27 protein-coding genes are annotated in these 25,136 nt (G+C 62.9%); 10 read left to right on the top strand and 17 right to left on the bottom strand.

Features of this window, described 5'->3' with window-relative positions; all coding sequences use genetic code 11:
* Nucleotides 1-42: 42 nt before the first annotated feature.
* A complete protein-coding gene (locus tag ABW22_RS04375; RefSeq protein ID WP_059752290.1) occupies nt 43-756 on the bottom strand; it encodes a response regulator in 714 nt (237 codons plus the stop codon).
* A 153-nt stretch (nt 757-909) separates the two neighbouring features.
* Here ABW22_RS04375 and ABW22_RS04370 point away from each other — a divergent pair, with 153 nt between their 5' ends.
* Together ABW22_RS04370 and ABW22_RS04365 are read left to right on the top strand one after the other, a co-directional pair.
* Nucleotides 910-1,200 carry a hypothetical protein gene (locus ABW22_RS04370; protein ID WP_059752433.1) on the top strand — a complete coding sequence of 97 codons (291 nt, stop codon included), beginning with the start codon at nt 910-912 and terminating at the stop codon, nt 1,198-1,200.
* 34 nt (nt 1,201-1,234) lie between these two features.
* A complete protein-coding gene (locus tag ABW22_RS04365; protein ID WP_059752289.1) occupies nt 1,235-1,822 on the top strand; it encodes a glycine zipper 2TM domain-containing protein in 588 nt (195 codons plus the stop codon).
* Between the two features lie 519 nt (nt 1,823-2,341).
* On the opposite strand, the gene ABW22_RS04360 is transcribed toward ABW22_RS04365, so the two are convergent.
* The 7 genes from ABW22_RS04360 to ABW22_RS04330 all read right to left on the bottom strand — a co-directional run bounded on the left by ABW22_RS04360 (nt 2,342) and on the right by ABW22_RS04330 (nt 10,119).
* Complete coding sequence (locus ABW22_RS04360; protein WP_059752287.1) at nt 2,342-3,088, bottom strand: ferredoxin--NADP reductase; 747 nt, start codon at nt 3,086-3,088, stop codon at nt 2,342-2,344.
* Between the two features lie 83 nt (nt 3,089-3,171).
* A complete protein-coding gene (locus tag ABW22_RS04355; RefSeq protein WP_059752285.1) occupies nt 3,172-4,602 on the bottom strand; it encodes an RtcB family protein in 1,431 nt (476 codons plus the stop codon).
* A 1-nt stretch (nt 4,603) separates the two neighbouring features.
* A complete protein-coding gene (locus ABW22_RS04350; RefSeq protein WP_059752284.1) occupies nt 4,604-5,026 on the bottom strand; it encodes an archease in 423 nt (140 codons plus the stop codon).
* Between the two features lie 92 nt (nt 5,027-5,118).
* Complete coding sequence (locus ABW22_RS04345; RefSeq protein ID WP_157648546.1) at nt 5,119-5,535, bottom strand: hypothetical protein; 417 nt, start codon at nt 5,533-5,535, stop codon at nt 5,119-5,121.
* Between the two features lie 163 nt (nt 5,536-5,698).
* Nucleotides 5,699-6,928 (bottom strand): multifunctional CCA addition/repair protein, encoded by a 1,230-nt coding sequence (locus tag ABW22_RS04340; protein ID WP_059752280.1) that lies wholly within the window; start codon nt 6,926-6,928, stop codon nt 5,699-5,701.
* A 166-nt stretch (nt 6,929-7,094) separates the two neighbouring features.
* Nucleotides 7,095-8,132, bottom strand: a complete 1,038-nt coding sequence (locus ABW22_RS04335) for a complex I NDUFA9 subunit family protein (protein WP_059752278.1) — start codon at nt 8,130-8,132, stop codon at nt 7,095-7,097.
* A 37-nt stretch (nt 8,133-8,169) separates the two neighbouring features.
* A complete protein-coding gene (locus ABW22_RS04330; RefSeq protein ID WP_059752276.1) occupies nt 8,170-10,119 on the bottom strand; it encodes a lytic transglycosylase domain-containing protein in 1,950 nt (649 codons plus the stop codon).
* 136 nt (nt 10,120-10,255) lie between these two features.
* On the opposite strand from ABW22_RS04330, the gene ABW22_RS04325 reads away from it, so the two are divergent.
* Nucleotides 10,256-10,447 (top strand): YgaP family membrane protein, encoded by a 192-nt coding sequence (locus ABW22_RS04325; RefSeq protein WP_059752273.1) that lies wholly within the window; start codon nt 10,256-10,258, stop codon nt 10,445-10,447.
* 1 nt (nt 10,448) lies between these two features.
* On the opposite strand, the gene ilvA is transcribed toward ABW22_RS04325, so the two are convergent.
* Nucleotides 10,449-11,966, bottom strand: a complete 1,518-nt coding sequence (ilvA, locus tag ABW22_RS04320) for a threonine ammonia-lyase, biosynthetic (protein WP_059752271.1) — start codon at nt 11,964-11,966, stop codon at nt 10,449-10,451.
* A gap of 276 nt (nt 11,967-12,242) precedes the next feature.
* Between ilvA and rpiA the strand changes: the two genes are divergently transcribed.
* A complete protein-coding gene (rpiA, locus tag ABW22_RS04315; protein ID WP_059752270.1) occupies nt 12,243-12,899 on the top strand; it encodes a ribose-5-phosphate isomerase RpiA in 657 nt (218 codons plus the stop codon).
* Here rpiA and ABW22_RS04310 read toward each other — a convergent pair whose 3' ends face one another.
* The 8 genes from ABW22_RS04310 to ABW22_RS04275 all read right to left on the bottom strand — a co-directional run bounded on the left by ABW22_RS04310 (nt 12,900) and on the right by ABW22_RS04275 (nt 20,689).
* The gene (locus ABW22_RS04310; protein ID WP_059752267.1) at nt 12,900-13,109 is read right to left on the bottom strand and encodes a DNA gyrase inhibitor YacG; all 210 of its coding nucleotides are present in this window, start codon (nt 13,107-13,109) and stop codon (nt 12,900-12,902) included.
* Nucleotides 13,106-13,861 carry a cell division protein ZapD gene (gene zapD, locus ABW22_RS04305; RefSeq protein WP_059752430.1) on the bottom strand — a complete coding sequence of 252 codons (756 nt, stop codon included), beginning with the start codon at nt 13,859-13,861 and terminating at the stop codon, nt 13,106-13,108. Before zapD ends, ABW22_RS04310 begins: the two co-directional genes overlap by 4 nt.
* Nucleotides 13,862-13,913: 52 nt before the next feature.
* Entirely contained in the window at nt 13,914-14,687 is a 774-nt protein-coding gene (locus ABW22_RS04300) for a dephospho-CoA kinase (RefSeq protein ID WP_059752266.1), read from the bottom strand.
* Nucleotides 14,687-15,538 carry a prepilin peptidase gene (locus tag ABW22_RS04295; RefSeq protein WP_157648545.1) on the bottom strand — a complete coding sequence of 284 codons (852 nt, stop codon included), beginning with the start codon at nt 15,536-15,538 and terminating at the stop codon, nt 14,687-14,689. The genes ABW22_RS04300 and ABW22_RS04295 overlap by 1 nt, the downstream gene beginning before the upstream one ends.
* A complete protein-coding gene (locus ABW22_RS04290; protein WP_059752262.1) occupies nt 15,538-16,758 on the bottom strand; it encodes a type II secretion system F family protein in 1,221 nt (406 codons plus the stop codon). Before ABW22_RS04290 ends, ABW22_RS04295 begins: the two co-directional genes overlap by 1 nt.
* Before the next feature lie 12 nt (nt 16,759-16,770).
* Nucleotides 16,771-18,489 carry a type IV-A pilus assembly ATPase PilB gene (gene pilB, locus ABW22_RS04285; RefSeq protein WP_059752261.1) on the bottom strand — a complete coding sequence of 573 codons (1,719 nt, stop codon included), beginning with the start codon at nt 18,487-18,489 and terminating at the stop codon, nt 16,771-16,773.
* A gap of 99 nt (nt 18,490-18,588) precedes the next feature.
* A complete protein-coding gene (locus tag ABW22_RS04280; RefSeq protein ID WP_059752259.1) occupies nt 18,589-19,887 on the bottom strand; it encodes an HlyC/CorC family transporter in 1,299 nt (432 codons plus the stop codon).
* A 46-nt stretch (nt 19,888-19,933) separates the two neighbouring features.
* Nucleotides 19,934-20,689: a cytochrome C assembly family protein gene (locus tag ABW22_RS04275; protein WP_059752427.1), complete on the bottom strand. Its 756-nt coding sequence runs from the start codon at nt 20,687-20,689 to the stop codon at nt 19,934-19,936.
* Nucleotides 20,690-20,789: 100 nt separating this feature from the next.
* Between ABW22_RS04275 and ffh the strand changes: the two genes are divergently transcribed.
* The 6 genes from ffh (at nt 20,790) to ABW22_RS17210 (ending at nt 24,882) form a co-directional block, all read left to right on the top strand.
* The gene (ffh, locus tag ABW22_RS04270; protein ID WP_059752257.1) at nt 20,790-22,133 is read left to right on the top strand and encodes a signal recognition particle protein; all 1,344 of its coding nucleotides are present in this window, start codon (nt 20,790-20,792) and stop codon (nt 22,131-22,133) included.
* A gap of 74 nt (nt 22,134-22,207) precedes the next feature.
* Nucleotides 22,208-22,462: a 30S ribosomal protein S16 gene (gene rpsP / locus ABW22_RS04265; RefSeq protein ID WP_059752255.1), complete on the top strand. Its 255-nt coding sequence runs from the start codon at nt 22,208-22,210 to the stop codon at nt 22,460-22,462.
* Between the two features lie 29 nt (nt 22,463-22,491).
* Complete coding sequence (gene rimM / locus ABW22_RS04260; RefSeq protein ID WP_237763228.1) at nt 22,492-22,998, top strand: ribosome maturation factor RimM; 507 nt, start codon at nt 22,492-22,494, stop codon at nt 22,996-22,998.
* 10 nt (nt 22,999-23,008) lie between these two features.
* Nucleotides 23,009-23,779: a tRNA (guanosine(37)-N1)-methyltransferase TrmD gene (gene trmD / locus ABW22_RS04255; RefSeq protein ID WP_059752253.1), complete on the top strand. Its 771-nt coding sequence runs from the start codon at nt 23,009-23,011 to the stop codon at nt 23,777-23,779.
* 91 nt (nt 23,780-23,870) lie between these two features.
* Nucleotides 23,871-24,266 carry a 50S ribosomal protein L19 gene (gene rplS / locus ABW22_RS04250; RefSeq protein ID WP_059752252.1) on the top strand — a complete coding sequence of 132 codons (396 nt, stop codon included), beginning with the start codon at nt 23,871-23,873 and terminating at the stop codon, nt 24,264-24,266.
* A gap of 238 nt (nt 24,267-24,504) precedes the next feature.
* Nucleotides 24,505-24,882: a hypothetical protein gene (locus tag ABW22_RS17210; RefSeq protein WP_157648544.1), complete on the top strand. Its 378-nt coding sequence runs from the start codon at nt 24,505-24,507 to the stop codon at nt 24,880-24,882.
* The last annotated feature ends 254 nt before the right edge of the window (nt 24,883-25,136 follow it).

Genomic DNA, 25,136 nt, shown 5'->3' with positions numbered 1-25,136 from the left:
CGAGGCGCGGCTGACCAAGAGATTCCCGGTTTTGAAATGGAATCACCCCTTGCCCTGCGGCACGAACAGGTAGCCCTGCCCGCGCTGGGTGCGGATGTAGGCCGGATTGGCCGGGTCGTCCTCGATTTTCTTGCGCAGGCGATTCACCCGCACGTCGATGCTGCGGTCAAACGGGTCGCGCTCGAAGCCGCGCAGTTGATCCATCAGCCAGTCGCGCGACAGCGCGCGGTTGGCATGGGTGACAAAGATTTCCAGCAGCTCGTATTCACCGCTGGTCAGCGGGATTTCCGCGCCGTCGCGGCTGAGTGTGCGGGCGTCGAGGTTGGCGCTGAACGGGCCAAAATTCACCCGCCGCGTGGTGTCGGTCTCGGCCGACGCGGCTGCCCCGCCGTGCCGCCGCATCACCGCGCGGATCCGCGCCAGCAGTTCGCGCGGATTGAAGGGTTTGGGCAGGTAATCGTCGGCACCGACTTCGAGGCCGATAATGCGGTCGATGTCCTCGCCCTTGGCCGACAGCATGATGATGGGTGGAAAGCCCGGCTGCGCGCGCAATCGCCGCGCCACCGACAGGCCATCCTCACCCGGCATCATCCAGTCGAGCACCAGCAGGTCGGGCAGCCGGGCGGCGAGCAGGCGATCGAGCGCGACCGCGTCTTCCGCGGTCTCGACCGCATAGCCCTGGCTGGTGAGGTATTCGGCCACCAGTTCGCGGATGCCGGGGTCGTCGTCGGTCACATAAATGGTGTCTTTTCCCATGCGGCAACTATAGCAGTGGCAATAGGGGGCTATTCCCCCTCCGGTTACACACTGTTACAAAATCGCCCTTGCGTGAAACAGTGCACTTACTTTCCTCAACCAGACTGCAAAGCGTGGAAGCAAACCATTGCAGCCACAGAAATGGAGACCACGATGAACACACGACAACTTTGGATTTTCGGACTGACCGCACTGGGACTGGCTTTGGCCGCCCCGGTTCAGGCCGCCCCGGATTTGATGGATGGCGCGTTCATCGTGGCCCAGCGCGACCGCGGCGACGAGGTGCGCCCGGATCAGCGCGATGCTCGCCAGGACGCGCGCCGCGCCGCCAGGCGCGAAGCCGAGTCCGAGGAGCCGCAAGGCTACGGGTACGGCTACGAACGTCGCCAGCAAAAACAACAGCAGCGAATGGAAGATGACAGCCGCGACCGCGACCGTCGTTGAACTCGATTGATTTGATGCAACAAGGAGAGTAACGATGAAATCACGCACCCTGAACACCACCCTGATTGTGACACTGCTTGCCGCCAGCGGCGCAGTGCAAGCGGGCCCTGGTAGTGGCGACGGTTTCACCGCCCGCGCCCAGGTTCTGGCCAGTACGCCGGTCTTTGAGACGATCAACGAGCCGCGTCGCGAGTGCTGGACCGAAACCGTCGGTTACGAGACGCAAGGCTATCGGGAGCGCAACAACGCCGGCGGCGCGATTCTCGGCGCCCTCGCCGGCGGCCTGATCGGGTCCACCGTCGGCAAGGGCAACGGCAAGGTTGCCGCCGCTGCGGTTGGCGCTGCCACCGGCGCCGTGGTGGGCGACCGCTGGAACAACGGCGGCACCCGTTACGAATCGCGCCCGCAACAGGTGGAACGCTGCCGCACCCAGGATAACTTCCGCCAGGTGATCAACGGCTACGACGTGCGCTACCGTTTCCAGGGTAACGAATACAGCACCCGCCTGCCCTACGATCCAGGCAAGTGGCTAACCTTGAACGTGAGCTTTTCGGTGGCCGAAGACCAGCACGATCAGCGCGATGGACGCTGGAACAACAGCCGCAACAACTGGAGAGATTGACGCCAGCCCCGGCGCAATTGTTTAAAATTTGTAAAGGAGAATAGCCATGATACGTACGCTTCTGATCGCAACTGCCTTGTTGACCACCACCGGCGCAGCCCTCGCCAACGACAGGGCCGGGTACGGACGTGTAGTAACGGTGGAACCCCAATTCAGCTTTTCGTTTGGGACGCGTCACCACGATGGATTCCGTGTCCTGTATGAGTCGGGTGGACATCAGTATTGGACTCAGACACCCTATCATCCCGGCCACAGTATCGTGCTGCCGCCCCCGCCCCAGCGCGTTGAGTATGTAACTTACGAGCGCGATTATGGGCACGGGTGGGACCATCAGCGCGGATGGGGTAACAAACACGATGGCTGGCGCGATGATCGCCGCGATCACCGCCGTCATGATCGGCGCGAACACCGCCGCGGTCACGACGACTGAATCAGGCCAGGCCCAAGGGTTCCTTGGGCCTGCTTGATTGGGGACGTGCGCTACGGATCTCTCCCCTGTCTGGCTTTCAGGTTGATCGGCTACTCGTGGTGAATGACGAAGGCCACTTCAGTGGTGAAATTCCCAACCCCGCGATGGTTGGTCAGCGTCCAGCCTGAATCCTTGAGGTAATGCGTCAGTTCGCGCGTCATCGCCGGGTTGCCGCAGATCATCACGCGGTCCTGCTCGGGATCCGGCACGGGCAGGCCAAGACGCTGCGACAACATGCCCGAGCGGAACAGGTCGCCGCCGCGCTCGGGGGTGGGGAAAGCCTCGCGCGTCACCGTCGGCACGTAATAAAGCTGAGCGTTGTCCTGTGACTCGATCTCGTCGCGGTAGGCCAGCTCGGCCACCGTGCGCACCGAATGCACCAGCACCACGTTCTCAAAACGCGTATAAAGTCCGGCGTCGCGGATCAGGCTCATGAACGGCGCCAGTCCGGTACCGGTGGCCAGCAGGTACAGCGTGCGCCCCGGCAACACATGATTGAGCGTAAGCGAGCCGGTGGCCTTACTGTTGACCCACACGTTGTCGCCGGGGCGGATGTGGACCAGCTGGCTGGTCAGCGGGCCGTCCGGCACGTGGATGCTGAGGAATTCCAGATGATCGCGGTCGGCGGTGGAGACGATGGAATACGCGCGCGCCACCAGCTTGCCTTCGCGCTTCAAACCGATGGTGACGAATTCGCCGTTCTCGAAGGCAAAATCCTGCGGCCGGCTGAGCGTGAAGCTGAAGGTCTTGTCCGACCACGGCCGGACCGACTGCACCGTTTGTTCACTGTAAGGCATGATTTTTCCTGTGTTTTCCTGTGCCGCATGGGGTACCCAATTTATTGGACGATGCTAACAGGACACAGTTCCAGCGCCCCCCATCATCCCTTGATGCAGACCAGCGGCTTCAGCTTGGCCACCTTGCGCGCCAGTCCGGCGCGGTCGGCCGCCTCCACCACCGCGCTGACGTCCTTGTAAGCGCCGGGCGCTTCTTCTGCCACACCGCGCAGCGAGGGGCTGCGGATCAGGATACCCTGGCTGGCGAGTTCGTCCACCAGCGCCCTGCCGTGCCATTGGCGGGTGGCCTGGTGGCGGCTCATGGAACGCCCGGCGCCGTGGCAGGCGGAACTGAAGGCGCGCGTTCCGCCTTCCTCGGTGCCGACGAGGATGTAGGACGCGGTGCCCATGCTGCCGCCGATCAGCACCGGCTGGCCGATATCGCGCAACTCGCCTGGCAGGCTCGGATGGCCGGGCCCGAAGGCGCGCGTTGCGCCCTTGCGGTGCACATACAGACGGCGCGTCTGGCCGTCGACCGTATGCCACTCCTCCTTGCAGGTGTTGTGCGAGACGTCATAGATCAGGCTGAGATGCGTTCCCGGCAACAGGTCGGCGAACACCTTGCGGGTGAGGTGGGTGATCACCTGGCGGTTGGCCAGGGCGCAGTTGACCGCCGCGCGCATGGCGCCGAGATAGGCCTGGCCGACAGGCGAGTGGATGGGTGCACAGGCAAGCTCGCGGTCGGGCAGATCGATGCCGTAACCGGGGGCGGCGATCACCATCTGCCTGAGGAATTCGGTGCCGATCTGGTGCCCCAGTCCGCGCGATCCGCAGTGGATGCTGACCACCACCTCGCCCTGCCGCAGGCGGAATCGGTCGGCCGCTTTCGTGTCGTGGATTTCGACGATTTCCTGCAATTCGAGGTAATGATTGCCGGAACCGAGGGTGCCGATCTCGTCGCGCTGGCGGCGCTTGGCGTGCTCGGACACCTGGCCCGGCTCGGCGCCGGCCATGCAGCCGTGTTCCTCGATGCGATCCAGGTCGGCCTCGCTGCCGTACCCGTGCTCGACCGCCCAGCGCGCGCCCCCGCGCAGCATCGCGTCCATTCCGCCGGCGTCGAGGCGCAATTTCCCGGTGCTGCCCACGCCGGCCGGAATGTGAGTGAACAGGCGGTCAGCCAGCCGCTGCTTGAGCGGCGCGACGTCTTCGGCCTTGAGTCCGGTGTGCAAAGTGCGCACGCCGCAGGAAATGTCGAATCCCACCCCGCCAGCCGACACCACGCCGCCAGCGTCGGCATCGAACGCCGCCACCCCGCCAATCGGGAAGCCATAGCCCCAGTGTGCGTCGGGCATGGCGTAGGCGGCCTGGACAATGCCCGGCAGCGTGGCGACGTTGGTGATCTGCTCGAACACCTTGTCGTCCATTTCGGTGATCAATGCCTGGTCGGCATAGATCACCGCCGGCACGCGCATTTTCCCGAACGGCGCGATGCGCCATTCGACATCCGACACCTGCTTGAGCTGATCGAGTTGCATTTCACACGTCCACCACGCACTGGGCCAGCCACTGCCCGGATTCGTCCCTCACCACCTTCAGTTCAGTGTAGGTGGCGCCCTTGACCTCAACGGCCGGCTGGTGCTTCTGCGTATCCACTGCCTCGCCCCAGGCGGTGGCGTGCAGACGCTGCCCGTCCAGACTGACTTCAAAGCGGCTGAACAGCATGTGGCGCGCCGCCATCTCGAGAATCAGCGCGTTGAGCCAGTCGACCAGCAGCAGTTCGCTGTCCGGCGCCTCGCAGCGGATTCCCACCGCCTCGTCCGGCGCCACCCAATCCAGATCGGTGACGATGGCGGTCATCGCCAGCGCCGCCTGCTCGAAGGCGGCCGCCAGGGTGGGGCCGACGCCGCGCACGCCCATGTCGGCCTGATGCGGAAAATGCTCCCATCGCGCTGCAATCATGGTGACCTCTTCAGGTTCAGGGCGTAGCCGATGTCCACACGTGCAAGGCGCATCCGGCGAAAAAAAAGCATGCGTCCCGCCCCCCGTCCGGCTCAGTCGGTGATGTCCTCCAGAATGTCCACCACCACACGGGTGCGCGTATTCATGATCACCACATCGGTGCCGATGATGACGCGCACATATTCCGGCGGCAGCCGCGAAAGGCGTTGATCCAGCGCATAAGGGAGGTAGCGCCATTGCGCGTCCTCGTGAATCGGCTGGTTGCTCCTTACCCGCCAGGCATGGCCAGGGGGAAGCCGGCCCTTCTTGACCTGGCCAGGGGGAAGTTTCTTGTAGCGCGGTTCGTAATAGTCATGAATCAGGCGACGGTCATGATCGGTAAAGACCACCCTCACTGAGTAATACGGGTCACGAACCGCGACCTCACCATAACGCGGACCAGTCTCGCAGCCAACCAGAGCAGGCGTCAGGGCGGCAGCCAGCAAAACCACAAGCCATCGGGATTTCATGAACAGGCTCCTTTTAAAGAAAATCAGTCAATGACTTCTCTTCTAAAGATAGACACCAATAGACACCCGCGCATTGGCTGATAAAGGCGTGCGCTCAAAAAGCAATCCGGCCAGACGGAAAAACCAGGGGGGCGGCCGGGGGAACCGCCGAACCGGGCGATGCTTAGGGCTTGTCTGCCTGAAGCCGATCGCGCCACGCCGCCACCGCGGCCGCCCGCGCCTGGAAGATGGCCTCCCGGATGCGTGCCGGATCGGCACTGCGCGCCACGGCAGCGGCATCGATCGCCTGCGCGGCCCGCAGCGCCTGCCGCAAATGGTCCGGTTCGGGGAAGGGTTTGTCCGCATAGCCCGGCCGCCCGCGAAAATCGCACTCGCAGGCCTGCAGAAAGTTCTCGAAGCGCTCGGGGCGGCGGAAGGCGTCGACCCGCTCCAGCAGCTCGACGAGGGTGCCGGGGCGCAGTTCCAGCGCGCGATGCACATGACCATGCTCGCGCGCCACCGCAACGGCGAGGTCGCGGCAGTCGGTGGGCACCCGGATGCGTTCGCAGAGCACGCGCACCAGCTCGGCGCTTTTGGCTTCATGGTCGTGGTGCTGGGGCCAGCGTTCGGGCGGGGTGACGCCCTTGCCGAGGTCGTGCGTCAACGCCGCAAAACGCACCGGCAGACTGAGCCCCTGCCGCGCTGCCCAGTCGATCACCAGCATGACGTGCACGCCAGTGTCGATTTCCGGATGATGCTGCGGCGGCTGCGGCACGCCAAACAGGCGGTCGATTTCGGGAAACAGCCGGACCAGCGCGCCGCAGTCGCGCAGCACCTGGAACATGCGCGAGGGCTGCGCGTCCATCAGGCCGCGCGCGACTTCCTGCCAGACCCGCTCGGGCACCAGCGCGTCGATCTCGCCGTTGTCCACCATCTGCCGCATCAGTGCGAGGGTTTCCGGCGCCACGGCAAAGTCGGTGAAGCGGGCGGCGAAGCGCGCGACTCTTAGAATTCGAACGGGATCTTCGGCAAACGCCGCGCTAACGTGGCGGAAGGTCTTGGCCGCCAGGTCGCGCTGGCCGCCATGGGGGTCGATCAGCGCGCCGGTCTCGTCCTCGGCCATCGCGTTGATGGTGAGGTCGCGCCGCAGCAAATCCTCTTCCAGCGTGACTTCCGGCGCGGCGTACACTTTGAACCCCTTGTAGCCGTGGCCGGACTTGCGCTCGGTACGCGCCAGCGCGTATTCCTCGTGGGTTTTCGGGTGCAGAAAAACCGGAAAATCCCTGCCCACCGGCTGAAAACCCAGCGCAAGCATCTCGTCTGGCGTGGCGCCGACAACAACGTGGTCGCGGTCGGCCACCGGCAATCCCAGCAACCGGTCCCGCACCGCACCGCCAACGATGTAGGTCTTCATGGCGGCAGGGCAGCCTTAGGGCTCGTTAATGGATAAATTGGGCATACGTTGCTGCGTATTCGGAATGGATGCAAGCCTTGCAACGCCGCAGACGCCCGCCGCCTTTAATTTGAAGTCTGGCGCTGCAACCCTCCGGGCTGGGGTCAATTTATCCATTAACGAACCCTTAGCGGCGGGCGCCTTCGCGGTAGCCCTCGTAGCGCGCGCGCGGCGTGCCGCCACGCAGATATTCCGGCGCGACGGCTTCGAGCGCCGCCGGCTGAAAATCCAGCACCGACGGCCAGCCGCTGGCACAGACGTTGTCCGTGCTCATAGCGTAGTAATTGTCGCGCGTCATCAATTTGCTGCCGGGCTTGAATTCAAGCGCCCAGGCCTGGAAATAAGACAGCCATTTGCCCAGCGGAATGATGCTGCGTGGCTTGCCGGTGACTTCGCCGACGTAGCTCACCAGTTCCTGCAGGGTATAGACCCTGGGACCGCACAGCTCGTAGGTCTGGCCGTAGGTGGCGGGGTTGTCGAGACTGTCGGCATACGCGTGCGCAACGTCTTCGACGTGCACCGGGGCAAATCGCGCCCCCGCGTTCGCCAGCGGCAACACGGGGAAAACCTTCAGCAGGCGGGCGAACATCGACAGGAAGGAATCGCCGCGACCGAAAATCACCGATGGACGGAAAATCGTGACATCGAGGCCGTAACCATGGATGAACTTGGGGCCGTTGAGATACCAGTTCTCGTGCTCGCTATGGTGCATTCCGGCCTCGCGCACCAGTGCTTCGGCGATCCCCTTGGAACGCTGGTAGGCCGAACGCGAATTCGGGTTGGCGCCGAGCGCGCTCATGTGCAGCAGGCGGTTCACGCCCGCTTCGCCACAGGCGTGGATGACCTTGCGCGGCAGTTCGACGTGGACTCGCTGGAAGTCGCCGCGGCGGGCGGCGGGCAGGTCGGCGCGGCCGATCGTCCTTTCGTGCAGGATGCCGACCAGATTGATGACGGCATCCATGCCGCGAAAATGGCGAATGAGCGCCTGCTGGTCGTGCACGTCGGCCTCGATCACCTCCACCGTGGGCAGCAGGATCAGTTCCTTGGCCATTTCGCGGCGGCGGGAGAGCACACGCACCTGGAGGCCACGCGCGGCGAGCTGGCTGACGAGATGGGTGCCGACAAAGCCGGACCCGCCGAGAATGCAGATGCGTTCAATCTTCATGGTGGGATACGTTTCAGAATATAAGGCGCTGCTGATTTTAATCGAGTTCCGGCGAGGCGTCCGAATCGGGTGTCGGGATGACGGGCGTCCTGCGCGGCGGCACCGTGCCCAGCCGGTCTGTCAGCAGCACCGACGGGTGACCGAAACGCGCCGCGTAATACATGGCGTTGCTCATCACCTTCTTGACGTAATCGCGCGTTTCAGCAAACGGGATCGATTCGATGTAGACCGCCGCTTCCATCGGCCGGGTGTCGCGCCAGCGCTGCGCGCGCCCGGGCCCGGCGTTGTAGGCGGCAGTGGCGAGCACCGGCGAACCGTCCAGGCTGGTTTGAACGTGCTTCAGGTAATACGCGCCGAACTGGATGTTTTTGGCCGGATCCTGCATCTCGCGCGGATTAAACCCCTTGATGCCGAGCCGCTGCGCGATCCATCTGGCAGTGGCCGGCATGATCTGCATCAATCCGGACGCGCCGACGCCGGAGCGTGCGACGTTGATAAATCGACTTTCCTGCCGCATCAGGCCAAACACCCAGGCTTCGTCGAGCTCGTTTTCGCGCGCGGCCTTTTGCGCCAGTTCGCGGTAAGGCGCCAGAAAACGCAATTCGAAATCGTGCAGCTCGCGGGTGCGCTCGGCGGTGTTGATGGCGCGGTCATACCATTCCATACGCCGTGCCAGTTCGGCGGCCGCCAGCAGTTGGGCGTCGGCAAACGTCTGGATCGTCCAGTTCCACTCCTGGTTGGCGTCGCCGCGCAGACCGAGTTCATACAAGGCCAGCGCGCGCGCGATGCCGGGCTGGCGCGCAATCGCCGCGATGTCATCGCCGCCTGTCTTGATGTTGACAACAGGCGCCTGCATCACCGCGCCGAGTTCATCCTGCGCCAGTTGACCGTAGTAATGATGCTCGCGCCCCAGCGCGAGGAACAGCGGATTCGACGCTGCACGCTGGCCGTTGGCCTGCAAGGCGCGCGCACGCCAATAGCGCCAGACGGGTTGCGCACGGGTCGGGTCGCTCATACTCTCGATCGTCCGCTGCACGGCCTGCCAGTCGCCTGCGCGCAGTGCGGCACGCACCCACCATTCGCGCTGAAAATCGTTGGTCGCCGCCACCCCCGCCTGCTGAAACCAGGGCAAGGCTGCGGCCTCATGGCGGCGCGCCGCCCAGGTGGCGAGACGCGCCCAGGCCGCTTGCAACTCTTCCCCAGCGAACTGCGGCGCCCATTTGCGCAACGCCTGCATGGCCCCGTTGGAATTGCGCCTGGCCAGTTGATCGAGTGCATAGAGCGCAATTTCGCGGTGACTGCGCTGACCCGGATCAAGGCTGCCCGCACTCAGCAAACGCGCCGGATCGCGGCTGGCCTGCTCGAGCAGGATGGCGGTGGGGCGCTGCGCGGCGGGCAGGGCATTGGCAACGGCCTGGGCAACATTGGGGTTGTTGGCTTCCAGCGCCAGCCGCAGGCGCCTCCAAATGTCTTCCTGGCCGACCAACCCGGCCTCGATCATCTGTTCGAACAAGGGGGTGCAGGCCGACGGCATGTCGCGTCCGGTGAACCACATTGCCACGGCCTCGCGTTGATGGCTGCGATCACCCAGCGCCCATTCTGCACGATAGGCATAGCACTGATGCATGGCCTCGGGGTTAACGAGGCGCGGGTACTCGGCCAGATAGACCGGCCACGCTTCGCGCACGCCGAGCGATTTCAGCCAGTCGGCACGCAGGGCTTCGGCCATGCGGCTGCCGGGATAACGCGCCAGAAAATCGGCAACACGGGCATCCCCGGTATGACTCGTCAGCATCAGGCGCCAGTAGTCGACATAAGGCGACAGCACATGATCGTCCGGCACAGCGCGCGCGGCACGCTCCAGATTGGCCAGCTTGCGCGCGGCAAATGCCTGCTGCGCCTGAAGAATGGCGGCGTCGCCAGAGGCCGCCAAAACGGGCGTCACAGGCAACATCACCAGCAGGAAAAAACCGATTATTCGGGACATGATACGAGGGTAACATGCGGCCACGGCGTGTCGCCTGGGCGAAACTCACCCGGGCTCAGCCAGATTCATTTCTTCGCATCGAGTGCCATGGACGCACTATAGTGGAATCCTCCATTCACGATTTGAGGAACTCACCATGACCGCCAACGTCGGCACGATTGACCGCGCCATTCGTATCCTTGCAGGCCTCGCCCTCATTGCTTGGGTGGCTTTTTTCAATGGTCCGGTATGGGCCTGGATCGGCGTGCTGCCGCTCGTCACCGGGCTGTTCAAATTCTGCCCCGCTTACAGCCTGCTCGGCATCAACAGCTGCGGCATCAAGAAGTAAATCAGGCCAGGAACAGCTTGTAGGCCGGATTGCGGGATTCGTCCCAATACCGGTAGCCCAGCCCGTCCAGAAACGTCTGGAAGCTGGGCTTTTCCTTTTCCGGCACCTGAATGCCGACCAGGATGCGGCCGTAGTCCGCGCCATGGTTGCGGTAGTGGAACAGGCTGATATTCCAGCCGCGGCTCATGCTTTCCAGGAACTGCATCAGGGCACCGGGGCGCTCGGGGAATTCGAATCGATACAGCACCTCGTTGACCGCCTCAGGTGCGCGCCCGCCGACCAGATGGCGGATGTGCAGTTTGGCCATCTCGTTCTCGGTCAGGTCGAGCGCTTCCAGCCCGTGGCGCTGCAACAGCTCGACCACACGCGCGCCCTCGCCCGCGCCCGGCACCGACAGGCCGACGAAGACACGGGCCACCCGGGGGTCGGAATAGCGGTAGTTGAATTCGGTGATATTGCGCGCGCCCAAGAGGCCGCAGAAGGTCTTGAAGCTGCCCGGCGTCTCGGGGATGGTCACTGCCAGCACGGCTTCGCGCTTTTCGCCGAGTTCGGCACGCTCGGCGATGTGGCGCAGGCGGTCGAAGTTCATGTTGGCGCCCGACGCCACCGCGACCAGCGTCTTGCCCTTGAGTTTGTCGCCCGCGATGGCGGCCTTCATCCCGGCAATCGACAGCGCGCCGGCCGGTTCCAGGATCGATCGCGTGTCCTCGAACACGTCCTTGATCGCCGCGCAGATGGCGTCGTTGTTGACGCGGATGATTTCGTCGACATACAGCTGCGCCAGCCGGAAGGTTTCCTTGCCGACCCTTTTCACCGCCACGCCGTCGGCAAAAATGCCCACGCGCGGCAGCGTAACGCGCTTGCCCTTGCACAAGGAGCGCGCCATGGCGTCGGCGTCCTCGGGTTCGACGCCGATGATTTTGATTTCCGGCCGCAGCCGTTTGATGTAGGCCGCCATGCCGGCAATCAGCCCACCGCCGCCAACTGGAATGTAGACCGAATGGATCGGGCCGGGATGCTGGCGCAGCAGCTCCATCGCCACCGTGCCCTGCCCGGCAATCACGTCGGGGTCGTCGTAGGGGTGGACGAAGGTCGCCTTGGCCTCCTTGGCGAGTTGGGTGGCGTGGTCGCACGCTTCGTCATAATTGTCGCCGTGCAAAATCACCTGCGCGCCGCGTGCGACCACCGCGTCAACCTTGATCTTGGGCGTGGTGGCCGGCATCACGATGATGGCCGTCACGCCGAGTTTTTGCGCAGCCAGAGCCACCCCCTGCGCGTGGTTGCCGGCCGACGCCGCCACCACGCCGCGCGCCAGTTGCGCCTGCGTCAACTTAGCCATCTTGTTGTAGGCGCCACGGCACTTGAACGAAAACACCGGCTGCAGATCTTCGCGCTTCAACAGAATCCGGTTGTTGAGACGGCGCGACAGATTGTGGGCCTCGTCGAGCGGGGTCTCCACCGCCACGTCGTAGACGCGCGAAGTGAGGATGCGTTCGAGGTAATCGTCAGGTGGGCTCATGGCGGCGGCGGGTGCGTGGTTTGTAAAAAGAGGGCGATGCCGCTATCCTAGCCCGGATGTTTCATAAATTGACGCGCGCCCTCGCTGGTCTTTTGTTTCGTATGAAAATTTTGTTCGGTCGGGCGTATGAATAACTACGCCACTTCCTCACAAAACTCCCCTACAAAACAAAATCCTGCGCGATTATGGGCATTAGCCCGGTATCCTTTTTAGGGCATCACGCGAATTTATGAAACACCCGGGCTGCCGGGCTGCATCGAAATCGACGAAAACATCATGACTCAAGACGAAATGAAGCAAGCCGTGGCACGTGCTGCGGTGGATTATGCCCGCAGTGGCATTGTCGGGGTAGGCACCGGCTCGACGGCCAACTATTTCATCGACGCGCTGGCCGAGGTCAAGGGCCGCATCGACGGCGCGGTGGCCAGCTCGGAAGCCACTGCAGCCCGTCTGAAAAGGCATGGCATCCAGGTACTGGACCTGAACAGCGTGGGCGAGCTTGAGATCTACGTCGATGGCGCCGACGAAATCACCGAACACCTCGCCATGATCAAGGGTGGCGGCGGCGCGCTGACGCGCGAGAAGATCGTGGCGGCGTGCAGCAAGCAGTTCATCTGCATCGCAGACGAGAGCAAGCTGGTCGGCGTGCTGGGCACGTTCCCGCTGCCGGTCGAGGTGATCCCGATGGCGCGTTCCTATGTGGCGCGCGAGCTGGTGAAACTGGGCGGGCAACCCCGATTGAGAGAAGGCTACACCACCGACAACGGCAACCTCATTCTCGACGTACACGGTTTGTCGATTGTCGATCCGGTGTCGCTGGAGACGGCGATCAATCTTATCGTCGGCGTGGTCAGCAACGGCCTGTTTGCGCGACGTGGGGCGGATGTGCTGCTGTTGGGCACCGAATCCGGCGTCAAGACTTACAAGCGGTAACTACTGCGGACGCTCGCCTTCATTGGGCGCTTCGCCTTCATCCAGCTTGGGCTCCACCGGCACCCGGTATTTCTCGGTGGCCCATTGGCCCAAGTCAATCATTTTGCAGCGTTCACTGCAAAACGGCTTCCAGCGATTCTCCGCCGCCCATTTCACGGCCGCGCCACATGTCGGGCAACTGACGACGGGGAGTTTGGTATCGGGCTTCACAAGGTGCAGAAGGTCAGGTCAAAGTCGATCGGCTGGGCGGTGCAGGCGCGCATCTGCCCGGATCCCGCAGGCACAAAGCGGATGTTGAGCATGTACTTGTTGGCGGAGATCTCCGGCACGCACGGCAGACTGTCGCCCAGGGTGACGCGGATGAGCTGCGGGTTGCGCGATTCGAGCATGCGCTGATAGTGGCCATTGTCCACATGCTGCACTTCGGGCTGGCCACTGTCGCGCAGCAAGCCCAGCACGATGTCGACCGCGGCTCGAATGGACGAGAATGGCGCCAGCCAGCACTGCAACTGCTGCATGCGTTGTTCGGCCGGCTGGTGCTGCCAGTAATGGTAGGACGGCAGATCGAACTCGCACATCCCGCCCGGGATGGCCGCGCGCTGTTTAATGGTCATCAGCCATTCGTCTTCGCGCAGGTGCTGGCCGACTTTGCCGGGCTGCTGATAAATGCCCTGGTGCGCCGACTCGATCGCCGCCAGCACCTTTTCCAGCGTCGCCCCCTGCACATGTGGATTGCCGCGCAGCGCGCTTAGCACGGCTTTCTGCCGGTCCAGTTCCTGCAACAGATCGGATTTCAGGTCGGCGCGCGCCGCCACCTCAGCCATTTCGAACAAGGTCAGCAAGGCTGAATGATGCGCGTGCGGGTCGGGCGATGCGGCATGGGCATCGAAGCGTTCGAACAGGCTCTCCAGCCGCAGCAAGGTGCGGATGCGTTCGCTCAGGGGATATTCGTAGTGGATCACGCCGCGACGCGTTGGTTTGAATGCATCGATTGTCGCCGATTCATGCGGAAAATCAAGGCGACGGCGCGGCGGCAAGGGCCAGATAACGCTGGTGCAGCGCGGCCACTTCGGCTCGCAACGCCTCTAAGCTTGCGGTATTGACAATGATATCGTCCGCCACAGCCAGGCGTTCGGCGCGCCCGGCCTGTGCCGCGAGAATGGCTTTTATTTCCGCATGCGTAAGTCCGTTGCGCGCCATCACTCGTGCGATCTGCGCCTCTTCCGGGCAGTCGACCACCAGCACGCGGTTCAGCACATCCTGGTAGCCGCTGGTTTCCACCCGCAAGGGGTACGCCGCCAGACGCTCGCCCTCCGGGCGGTGCGTGGTTGTTGCCGACTTGTCGGCTTTACAACCACGGCCTGCCCCTTGCGGGTGGTCTTGGCGCTGCACCAGCAGGGGAATCACGATCAGCGCATAGGGCGCAGTCAGCGTGGCCAGTGTCTGCCCCACTACCTGCCGGATACGCGGGTGCAGGATGGCTTCGAGCTGGTGCCGCGCGGCATGGTCGGCGAAGATGCGGCGGCGCAGGGCAGCGCGATCCAGCGTGCCGTCTGCCTGCATCACCGCTTCGCCAAACGTCGCGCGGATCGCATTCAGCGCCGCGCCGCCGGGGGCTGCGCCAAGACCGCCCGCAGGGCGAGCGTCTGGCGGCGTACCCCTTGCGGGTGCGGTCAGCTCGCGTGCGATGACGTCGGTATCGATCACCGGCACGCCCAGCGCGGTAAAGCAATCAGCGACGGTCGACTTGCCCGAACCGATGCCGCCGGTGAGGCCGACCGTGAACATCAGAATTGTGCGAGATAGGCCTGCGTCAGATCGGCGCCGAAGAACAGCGCCACCAGCCCGCCGCCGGCCAGATAGGGGCCGAAGGGAATCGGCACGCGCCGGTCGTGCTTGACCAGCACGATCATCGCGATGCCAATCGCCGCGCCGACCACCGACGACAGCAGCAGGGTAACAGGCAGCAACTGCCAGCCGAGCCAGGCACCGAGGGCTGCCAGCAGCTTGAAGTCACCATAGCCCATGCCGTCCTTGCCGGTGACCAGCTTGAACAGCCAGTACACCGACCACAACACCCCGTAGCCGGCGATGGCGCCGATGACCGCGTCCGGCAGGCTGGCGAAATGGCCGCCCAGGTTGAACAGCAGCCCCAGCCACAGAAGCGGCAGGGTGAGGCTGTCGGGCAGCAGGGTGGTGCCGAGGTCGATGAACGCCAAGGCGACCAGTGTCCACACCAAGAGCAGCGCGCCAAGCGTTTGCGCGCTGACGCCCCACTTCCAGGCCACCGCCGCTGACAGCAGTGCGGTGAGCAATTCAACCAGGGGGTAGCGTGCGCCGATCGGCGCACTGCACGCAGAGCAACGTCCGCGCAGCCACAGCCACGACAGCAGCGGGACGTTTTCCAGCGCGGTGATCCGATGCCCGCACTGCGGACAGGCCGAACGCGGCACGGCGAGGTTGTAAAGCGTTGATTCAGAAGGAGTTTCGTCACGAAGCTCGGCGCACTGCGCATGCCATTCCGCCTCCATCATTTTGGGCAGGCGATGGATGACGACGTTGAGAAAGCTGCCGATCAGCAGGCTGAATAAAAAAACCAGCCCGGTGAACAGGGCTGGTTCGGCTTGCAGCAGTTCCATCAGACGACCGAGCCCATCTTGAAGATCGGCAGGTACATGGCAATCACCATGCCGCCGATGAGGACGCCCAGCACCACCATGATGATCGGTTCCATCAGGCTGGACAGGGCCGCCACGGCGTCATCCACTTCGGCCTCGTAAAAGTCGGCCACCTTGCCCAGCATGGAATCGAGCGCGCCGGCTTCCTCGCCAATGGCGGTCATCTGCAGCACCATGTTGGGGAAACGTCCGGAGTTCTGCATCGCCTGCGTCAGCGCCGTGCCGGTCGAGACTTCGCCGCGAATCTTCTGGGTGGCCTCGACGAACACCTGGTTGCCCGACGCCCCGCCCACCGACTCCAGCGCTTCGACCAGCGGCACGCCGGCGGCAAACATGGTGGACAGGGTGCGCGTCCAGCGCGCGATGGTGGCTTTTTCGATCACCGCCCCGAAGATCGGCAGTTTGAGCATGACGCGATCCATGAACATCTGGACCTTGCGCGAGCGCTTCCAGGCTTGCAGCAGGGCATAGATCCCGCCGCCGATGATGCCGAAAATCGCCCACCACCATTCGACGAAGAAGTCCGAGATCGCCATCACCACCAGGGTCGGCCCCGGCAAGTCTGCGCCAAAGCTGCTGAACAGATCCTTGAACGCCGGAATCACGAAAATCATGATGATGGCGGTAATGACGAACGCCACCACGATGATGGACACCGGATAGAACAGCGCAGCCTTGATCTTGCTCTTGATGCCGAGGATTTTTTCCTTGTAGATCGCCAGCCGTTCGAGCACGCCGTCCAGAATACCGGCCGATTCGCCCGCGCCCACCAGATTGCAGAACAGCGCGTCGAAATACAGCGGGTGACGTCCAAACGCCTGGGTGAGGCTGCTGCCTTTTTCGATGTCTGCCTTGATTTCCAGCAGCAGGCGCTGCATCGACGGGTTGGAGTGCCCGCGCGCCACGATTTCGAACGATTGCAGCAGCGGCACCCCGGCCTTCATCATGGTCGCCAACTGGCGGGTGAACAGGGTGACATCCTTGTCGGTGATGCGCTTGCCGCCTGAAAACAGCGTGCTCTGTTTCTTGACCTTGGTGACGGTGACGCCCTGCCTGCGCAGTTTGGAATTGACCACGGCCTCGCCGCCAGCCTGCATCTGGCCTTTGACCTTCTTGCCGCGCTTGTCCATGCCTTCCCACAGGAAGGTGGCGTCCTTGATTGCCTTTGCCGCTGTAGCCATACAGAATGTCCCTTAGAGGTTGGTAACGGCCTCGACCTCTTCCAGCGAGGTGAGACCGGCTTTCACTTTCAACAATCCTGCCTGGCGCAGGTCGCGTACGCCTTCGCGCCGCGCCTGGTCGGCAATATCGGATTCGTTGCCGCCCTTGAGGATGATGCGGGTCATGGCGTCGGTGATCGGCATCACCTGATAGATGCCTACCCGCCCCTTGTAGCCGGTGCCGCCACAGATATCGCAGCCCATCGGTTTATAGGGTCTCCAACTGCCGTCCAGCTGATCTTCGGTAAAGCCCGCAGCCAGCATGGTTTCCTGTGGAATATCGGCGTGCTGTTTGCACGAACACAAACGGCGCGCCAGCCGCTGCGCGGTAATCAAGATCACCGAGGAGGCGACGTTGAACGGCGCCACCCCCATGTTCAGCAGACGGGTCAACGTGCCAGGGGCGTCGTTGGTGTGCAGGGTGGACATCACCATGTGGCCGGTTTGCGCGGCCTTGATGGCGATATCGGCGGTTTCCAGGTCGCGGATCTCGCCGACCATGATGACGTCTGGATCCTGCCGCAGGAAGGATTTCAGCGCGGCCGAAAACGTCAGCCCGGCCTTGTCGTTGACGTTGACCTGGTTGACGCCGGGCAACTGGATTTCCGCTGGGTCTTCCGCCGTCGAAATGTTGACGTCGGGCTTGTTGAGGATGTTCAGGCAGGTGTAGAGCGACACGGTCTTGCCGGAACCGGTCGGGCCGGTCACCAGCACCATGCCGTAGGGACGGTGCACCGCGTTCAGCAGCAATTCCTTCTGCCATGGCTCGTAGCCCAGCGCCTCGATCCCCAGCTGTGCGCTGGCGGGATCGAGAATACGCATGACGATCTTTTCGCCGTACAGCGTCGGCAGGGTGCTGACCCGAAAATCGATGGCGCGGTTTTTCGACAGCACCATTTTCATGCGGCCATCCTGCGGCACGCGCTTTTCCGAAATATCCAGCCGCGACAGCACCTTGATGCGCGAGGCGACTTTGTCCTTGATTGCCATCGGCGGCTGCGCCACTTCGGACAGGATGCCGTCACGACGGTAGCGGATGCGGTAATACTTTTCGTAAGGCTCGAAATGAATGTCGGATGCACCCTGATTGATGGCGTCGAGCATGATCTTTTGCAGGTAGCGCACCACCGGTGCATCGTCGATTTCGATGCCGCCGGAATCCTGCTGCGCGGCGGCGGCGCTTTCCTCATCGGCGAAATCCAGATTGAGATCTTCTGCATTCAACACGGCCATCGTGTCGTCGTTCGCCTCGCCCGCTTTCTGGATCAGCTTGCCGAGCTTGTCGTCTTCCACCACCACCGGTTCCACCGTCTGCCCGGTCTGGAACTTCACCTCGTCCAGCGCTTGCAGATGGGTCGGGTCGGAGGTCGCCACATACAGCTTGTTGCCCCGCTGATACAGGGCAATCACCCGCCGTTTTTGCACCAGTTTCGGATCAAGCACGTCCTTCGGCAGGCTCTCGACATCCATCGCATTCAAGTCGAGGAAGGGGAAGCCGAACGAGATGGCCGCGAATTCGGCAACCTGATCGGCCTTGAAGCGCCGTCCCTTGATGAGTTCGGATACGAACGATTCGCCCGACTGGCTGGCGCGTTTCCACACGCCCTCGGCGTCGTCCTCGGACAGCCAGCCATGGTTGACCATGGCACGCGCCAGTCCGGTTAAATTGTTGGTGTTTGTCACAGCAGCCATAGCTCGGTTCCAGACAAGTCCCGCGTCAAATCCATCGTTGCCCGTCGCCGCCGGCAGACGGCGAAAGGGGATTCACAGGCCTTAACGGCGATCTTTCGCCTAAATTGAGGGTTTTCCGGACGAGGCTTCATCCGATGCCGGCGGATAGATGCGCGCCATCTTCACCGCCCGGTCCTGGGTCTGCACGATTTCAACCGGCACGCCGCCCAGCTTGATGCTCACCCCCGCCTCGGGAATGTCCTCGAACTGCTCCAGCAACAAGCCGTTCAGCGTCTTCGGCCCGTCCAGCGGCAACGACAAGCCCAGCTTGCGGTTGATGTGGCGCAGCAGAACGGAACCCTCGGCGAGCCAGCTGCCGTCCGCTTCACGCCGCAAATAGCCCATATCCGACGGCGCCTGCGTGGTGAATTCGCCGACCATTTCTTCCAGCAGGTCTTCCAGCGTCACCAGGCCTTGCAATTCGCCGTATTCATCGACCACCAGCGCCAGCCGCCGCCGGCTGTTCTTGAAGTTGCGCAACTGGGTAAACAGAGGGGTTCCCGCCGGAACGAAATAGGGATCTTCGAGATTTTCTTTCAATGTCTGCGGATCCAGTTCCTCGCCGGTCAGCGCGTGCAGCACCCGGCGCACATGCAGCACGCCAAGCAGGTTGTCGGACGAGCCCGCATGCACCACCAGCCGGGTATGGTGGCTGGTGGAAATCTGCTGGCGCAGACGTTCTGGGTCGTCCTCGATATCGATCGCCTCGATCTGGTTGCGCGGCGTCATCACGTCATCGACGGTGATATCTTCCAGCTCCAGCAGATTCACCAAGATCCGGTGGTGTTCTCGCGGCAACAACCCGGACGATTCCAGCACGATGGTACGCAGCTCCTCCAGACCGAGGCGGCTGCCGTGCCCCGGCTCGGGCGGCTTGATCCGCAGCAGCCGCAGGATGCCCTGCACAAACAGGTTCACGAACCACACCACCGGGTACGCCAGCTTCAGCATCGGCGTGAGCAACAGCGTCGCCGGGTAGGCGACACGTTCGGGGAAGGAGGCCCCCAGCACCTTGGGCGTAACTTCACTGAATACCAGAATCAGGAAGGTCAGCAGCAAGGTCGCCAGCGACAGCGCAAGGTCGGAATCGCCAAACAGGCGAATGGAAATGATCGTCGCCAGCGTTGCAGCGGCAATATTGACCAGGTTGTTGCCGAGCAGAATCACGCCCAGCAGCTTGTCGGTCTGATTCAGCAGCGCCTGCGCCCGCATCGCGCCCCGCACGCCGGATTCGGCGGCATGGCGCAGGCGGTAGCGGTTGATCGCCATCATGGCGGTTTCGGATGCCGAAAAGAAGGCCGACAAAAACAACAGGCCTGCGAGCAGGCCGAACAAGGTGCTGATAGAGAGGGCTTCCAAGGACTATTCCTGGAAAAGGCGGATCAAGGGTGCCGCCGGGTGGGATTTAGCGTCCAAGCAGCACTTCCACCACGAACTGCGTGCCCAGATAGGCCAGCAGCAACAGGGTAAAGCCGGTGATCGTCCAGTACAGCGCCGTGCGTCCGCGCCAGCCGCGGAAATGCCGCCCCACTAGCAGGCCGCCGAATACCAGCCAGGACAGGATGGCGAACACGATCTTGTGGGAAAACTGCAGCGGCGTGCCGAACAGTTCTTCCGAGAAAAACACCCCGCTGAACACCGCCAGGGTCAGCAACGCGAAGCCCAGACCGATGGTCTTGAACAGCATGGCCTCCAGTGTCAGCAGCGGGGGGGCGCTGTCCTGCATCAGCGCGCCGCGATGCAACTGCTTTTCCAGCATGGTCATCAGCACTGCGTGCAGGGCCGCCACCGCCAGCAGGCCATAGGCGAGAAAAGACACCACCAGGTGCGTGCGCAGGGCCAGCGCCTGCGAATTGGGAATGGCATGGGTGTCGGTAAGAAATGCCATAACCAGCACCGCCAGCGCCGCCAGCCCGCTGACCCACGACTGCAAACGCGCCAGCGGCGCCCCCTGGCTGGCCAGCCAGTAGACCAGCGCCGTCAGCCATAAAATCGTCGACAGCGAGTTGCCGAAACCCAGACGGATATCGCCCTGCCCCAGCATCGACTGATAGATCAGCGCGCCGTGCGCCAGCAGAGCCAGCGGCAGCAATACGCGCACCGACACGGCGGACGGCGTGCGCTGCAGGCGCCAGGCCACCCAGCCATACAGGGCGCTCACACACAAAGTAACCAGCAATAACGGAGACATTCGTTAAAATGCAAATCTGAATTCAGCGAGCCCCATTATCCATGCCGCCCATGGCGGCAACAAGGAAGCCATGTTAGATAATCTTAGCGGACGCCTCGCCGGCGTCGTCAAATCCCTGCGCGGACAGGCACGCATCACCGAAGCCAATGTGCAGGACACGCTGCGCCAGGTGCGCCTGGCCCTGCTCGAAGCCGACGTCGCGCTGCCGGTGGTCAAGGATTTCATTGAGGCGGTCAAGACCCGCGCGCTGGGCCAGGAAGTGCTCACCAGCCTGTCGCCGGGACAGGCGCTGATCGGCATCGTCCACGAAGAGCTCACCCGCCTGATGGGCGGCGAGAACGCCGATCTCAACCTCGCCGCCACCCCGCCCGCGGTGATCCTGATGGCCGGCCTGCAGGGTTCGGGCAAGACCACCACCAGCGGCAAGCTCGCGCTGCTGCTGAAGAACCGCAAGAAAAAGGTCCTGCTCGCCTCCGCCGACGTCTACCGTCCCGCCGCCATTGACCAGTTGCGGCAGCTCGCCACCCAGGTCGACGTCAGCTTTTTCGAGGCGGGCGACGAGCGCGACCCGCTGAAAATCGCGCAGGCCGCGCAGGATCACGCGCGCAAGCAATTCTACGACGTGCTGATCGTCGACACCGCCGGCCGCCTGGCGATCGACGAGGCGATGATGGCCGAAATCCGCGCGCTGCACGCCGCGGTCAAGCCGGTCGAAACCCTGTTCGTGGTCGATGCCATGCAAGGCCAGGATGCGATCAACGTCGCCCGCGCCTTCAACGAGGCACTGCCGCTCACCGGCGTGATACTGACCAAGCTCGACGGCGACGCGCGCGGCGGTGCGGCGCTGTCGGTGCGCCACATTACCGGCAAGCCGCTCAAGTTCATCGGCGTCGGCGAAAAGCCCACTGGACTGGAAGCCTTCCACCCCGAGCGCATGGCACAGCGCGTCCTCGGCATGGGCGACGTGCTCTCGCTGATCGAGCAGGCGCAAGGCTCGGTCGACATGGCCGAAGCCCGGAAACTCGCCGACAAGGTCAAGAAGGGCAAGGATTTCGACCTCGAGGACTTCAAGTCGCAGATCCAGCAGATGCGCAAAATGGGCGGCCTCTCGGCGCTGATGGACAAGCTCCCCGGCGCCGGGCAGATGGCTCCCCCTGCCGGCGTCGACGACAAGTCCGTCAACCGCCTGGAAGGCATCATCAACAGCATGACCCCGCAGGAACGCCGCAAGCCTGAAATCATCAAGGCCTCGCGCAAGCGCCGCATCGCTGCCGGCGCCGGGGTGCAGGTTCAGGAAGTCAACAAGCTGCTGAAACAGTTCGAACAGGCGCAGAAGATGATGAAGATGATGGGCAAGGGCGGCATCTCCAAAATGATGCGCGGCATGAAAGGCATGCTGCCCGGAATGCGGTAATACCAGCACGCTGGCAAGTCATGGGGTTTGGGGTATAATTTCCGGCTTTCTCCGTTTACCCGGTGGGTTAAATCATGGTCGTTATTCGTCTTTCGCGCGGCGGCGCTAAAAACCGTCCCTTCTACAACGTGGTGGTGGCCGATTCGCGCTGCCGTCGTGATGGCCGCTTCATCGAGCGCGTTGGCTTCTACAACCCGGTCGCCGCCGAAGGCTCCGAAGCGCTGCGCCTGGACCAGGAACGCATCAGCTTCTGGACCGACAACGGCGCGCAGTTGTCCGACACCGTCGCCCGCCTGGTCAAGCAGAACAAGCCCGCTGCCGCTGCCTGATTTCAATCAGGCCAGCCGGGTCAACACACTTGAGCCAAGGTAGCGACTGGGTCGTGATGGGGCGCATCGCCGCCCCGTTCGGCATCAAGGGTTGGGTCAAGGTGCAGACCTTCAGTGACGACCCGAGCACGCTGATGGATTTTGAATCCTGGCGCGTCGGCCGTGGCGAACAGCAGGCGCATTACACCGTCGAGGCCGTCCAGGACCACAGCAACACCCTGGTCGCCAAACTGGTCGGCATCGACGGCCGCGATGCGGCATTTGCCCTGCGCGGACAGGAAATCTCGGTGGCGCGCAGCGACTTGCCGCCGCCGCAGGAAAACGAGTTTTACTGGTCGGACTTGATCGACCTGAAGGTCGTCAACCGTGAAGGCATCGAGCTCGGGCAGGTGGACAGCCTTTTGGAAACCGGTGCGCATGACGTGCTGGTTATCAAGGGCAAACGCGACCACCTGATCCCGTTTGTCGCGGCCTTCGTCGGCAAGGTCGACGTGGCAGGCGGTCAGATCGAGGTGGACTGGGGCGAAGATTACTAAGGACGCAGGGGTGCGCTTCGATGCCATCACCCTCTTCCCCGAAATGTTCGATGCCGTGCTGGATTACGGCATCACCCGGCGGGCGCTGGATCGCGAGCTGTACCGGTTCAAGTCGTGGAATCCGCGCGACTTCACCGACGACCCGCACCGCACGGTGGACGACCGCCCCTACGGCGGCGGCCCCGGCATGCTGATGCAGGCCGAACCGCTGGACCGCGCGCTGAACGCCGTGCAGCAGGATCTGTCCAGCGAAAATCTGGCGCCGTGGGTGGTGCACTTTTCACCCAGGGGCCGCCCGCTGACGCACCAGCGGGTGATGGAGCTGAAGAACAAGCCCGCGCTGGTGTTGCTGTGCGGGCGGTATGAAGGCATCGACGAGCGGCTGTTGCAGCGCCGCGTGGACGAGGAACTCTCGCTTGGCGACTTTGTGTTGTCGGGCGGCGAACTCCCCGCGCTGGCGCTGATGGATGCGATCATCCGGCTGCTGCCGGGCGCGTTAAACGACGCTGATTCGGCGCTGGAAGACTCCTTCGTCAACGGCCTGCTCGACTGCCCGCACTACACCCGGCCCGAGGTCTGGCAGGGCCTGGCGGTGCCGGAGGTGTTGAAAAGCGGCAACCACGCCGCGATCGCCCAATGGCGATTGCAGCAGAGCCTGACGATCACGGCAGCCCACCGCCCCGATCTGCTGGCGAAGCGCGGCTTATCGAAGCAGGAACAGGAACTTCTCGCGGCGCACCCACCCGGTGCGCCGCGGAACAAAGCGGCAGAGGGCAAGTAGGCCCCGAGCCAATGTGAAACGGCGTGACGTCCGCCCGGGAGTCTGAACAGACCCGGTGGTGCACCTCTCCCGCCAAGTGCAAGGAAACATCATGAACATCATCGAGCAACTCGAGCAGGAAGAAATCACCCGCCTGGGCAAAACCCTCCCCGACTTCGCCCCCGGCGACACCATCGTCGTCCAGGTGAAAGTGAAGGAAGGCACCCGCGAGCGTCTGCAGGCCTACGAAGGCGTCGTCATTGCCAAGCGCAACCGCGGCCTCAACTCCGCCTTCACCGTGCGCAAGATCTCCGCCGGCGAAGGCGTTGAGCGCACCTTCCAGACCCACTCGCCGCTGGTCGCCAGCGTCGAAGTCAAGCGTCGCGGCGACGTCCGCCGTGCCAAGCTGTACTACCTGCGCGAGCGCTCCGGCAAGTCCGCCCGCATCAAGGAAAAACTGCCCGCCCGCAAGGTCAAAGGCGGCACGTCCGCTGCAGCTGCCGAATAAGCAGTCCTTGCAGGTCGCAACGCAAAAACGCCCGCTTCATGCGGGCGTTTTTGTTTGTAGAGGTGGGCTTTGCAGATGACCGTTATCGACCTGCTACGAACCTACAAGGGCGGCTACCTGGAGCGGCTGGTATTCGCCAATCGGACGTGCGTTGATCAGTGAGACTGGTCGTCGGACTTTTTAAGGCAAGCCATGACGGCTATCACCACTTTTTTGATTGTGACAATCCGAAATAATCGTGTCTGAGCTGAGGTTTCTGAGATTTGTGCTGACCCTGAGGTTTGATCCGGTGCGTCGTGCCTGTTCAGTTTACGGAGGCTGGCTGCCGCAAGCAATCAAGCGAAAAACGGCGTGGAATTCTCAACGCCGTTTTTATGCCGACGAAGCCGTAAAAAGTGCTGGGATATATGGAATATATACAGGGGGTATCAAGACGAAATTCCTGTCAGGCGACGAGGAGCCACAATATAGTGATAAGCAGACTAATGAAAAGAATTATTTGGCCATACAACAAAGCCTTCCCGTTGCGTCTATTGATGACAATCAACCTGTCTTCGAGGCGCCGTTCATTGCGCTGACTGTTCAGACTTTTCGCCATGTAACTTCCTTTCCATAAACCCGCAAGACTAAGCGCATGGAGGTGTGCGCGGGAGACCACACTTCCTCACAGTTATTCACCAGCCGCCCAGTCGTTACTCGCGAAAGGCCTAATTACAAAGCAATAACCACGCCTGCGAAAATAATGACAATTAATTCATCACACTTGACCAAATAGGGACTTGCCCGGGTTGTCGAAGGTGTAAGGCTTTTCGACGGAATCGTCGATTATCTGAACGGCAGAGATGGCCGATGAAGCGACGGTCACACAAC

The organism is Thiobacillus denitrificans (assembly GCF_001530125.1).
Taxonomy (GTDB): Bacteria; Pseudomonadota; Gammaproteobacteria; order Burkholderiales; family Thiobacillaceae; genus Thiobacillus; species Thiobacillus denitrificans_C.
The sequence above is the reverse complement of the archived record's forward strand: the minus strand, read 5'-3'. Positions and strand labels throughout refer to the sequence as shown.

What these genes read in the sequence shown, in the direction of transcription:
- ABW22_RS04295 (WP_157648545.1), bottom strand. Translation starts at nt 15,538, where the DNA reads ATGGAACTGCTGCAAGCCGAACCAGCCCTGTTCACCGGGCTGGTTTTT.
- rpiA (WP_059752270.1), top strand. Translation starts at nt 12,243, where the DNA reads ATGACTCAAGACGAAATGAAGCAAGCCGTGGCACGTGCTGCGGTGGAT.
- ilvA (WP_059752271.1), bottom strand. Translation starts at nt 11,966, where the DNA reads ATGAGCCCACCTGACGATTACCTCGAACGCATCCTCACTTCGCGCGTC.
- ABW22_RS04340 (WP_059752280.1), bottom strand. Translation starts at nt 6,928, where the DNA reads ATGAAGACCTACATCGTTGGCGGTGCGGTGCGGGACCGGTTGCTGGGA.
- ABW22_RS04345 (WP_157648546.1), bottom strand. Translation starts at nt 5,535, where the DNA reads ATGAAATCCCGATGGCTTGTGGTTTTGCTGGCTGCCGCCCTGACGCCT.
- pilB (WP_059752261.1), bottom strand. Translation starts at nt 18,489, where the DNA reads ATGGCTGCTGTGACAAACACCAACAATTTAACCGGACTGGCGCGTGCC.
- ABW22_RS04375 (WP_059752290.1), bottom strand. Translation starts at nt 756, where the DNA reads ATGGGAAAAGACACCATTTATGTGACCGACGACGACCCCGGCATCCGC.
- rpsP (WP_059752255.1), top strand. Translation starts at nt 22,208, where the DNA reads ATGGTCGTTATTCGTCTTTCGCGCGGCGGCGCTAAAAACCGTCCCTTC.
- ABW22_RS04370 (WP_059752433.1), top strand. Translation starts at nt 910, where the DNA reads ATGAACACACGACAACTTTGGATTTTCGGACTGACCGCACTGGGACTG.
- ABW22_RS04330 (WP_059752276.1), bottom strand. Translation starts at nt 10,119, where the DNA reads ATGTCCCGAATAATCGGTTTTTTCCTGCTGGTGATGTTGCCTGTGACG.
- ABW22_RS04360 (WP_059752287.1), bottom strand. Translation starts at nt 3,088, where the DNA reads ATGCCTTACAGTGAACAAACGGTGCAGTCGGTCCGGCCGTGGTCGGAC.
- ABW22_RS04300 (WP_059752266.1), bottom strand. Translation starts at nt 14,687, where the DNA reads ATGTTCACGGTCGGCCTCACCGGCGGCATCGGTTCGGGCAAGTCGACC.
- ABW22_RS04350 (WP_059752284.1), bottom strand. Translation starts at nt 5,026, where the DNA reads ATGATTGCAGCGCGATGGGAGCATTTTCCGCATCAGGCCGACATGGGC.
- ABW22_RS04290 (WP_059752262.1), bottom strand. Translation starts at nt 16,758, where the DNA reads ATGGCTACAGCGGCAAAGGCAATCAAGGACGCCACCTTCCTGTGGGAA.
- ABW22_RS04335 (WP_059752278.1), bottom strand. Translation starts at nt 8,132, where the DNA reads ATGAAGATTGAACGCATCTGCATTCTCGGCGGGTCCGGCTTTGTCGGC.
- ABW22_RS04325 (WP_059752273.1), top strand. Translation starts at nt 10,256, where the DNA reads ATGACCGCCAACGTCGGCACGATTGACCGCGCCATTCGTATCCTTGCA.
- ffh (WP_059752257.1), top strand. Translation starts at nt 20,790, where the DNA reads ATGTTAGATAATCTTAGCGGACGCCTCGCCGGCGTCGTCAAATCCCTG.
- ABW22_RS04355 (WP_059752285.1), bottom strand. Translation starts at nt 4,602, where the DNA reads ATGCAACTCGATCAGCTCAAGCAGGTGTCGGATGTCGAATGGCGCATC.
- rplS (WP_059752252.1), top strand. Translation starts at nt 23,871, where the DNA reads ATGAACATCATCGAGCAACTCGAGCAGGAAGAAATCACCCGCCTGGGC.
- ABW22_RS04365 (WP_059752289.1), top strand. Translation starts at nt 1,235, where the DNA reads ATGAAATCACGCACCCTGAACACCACCCTGATTGTGACACTGCTTGCC.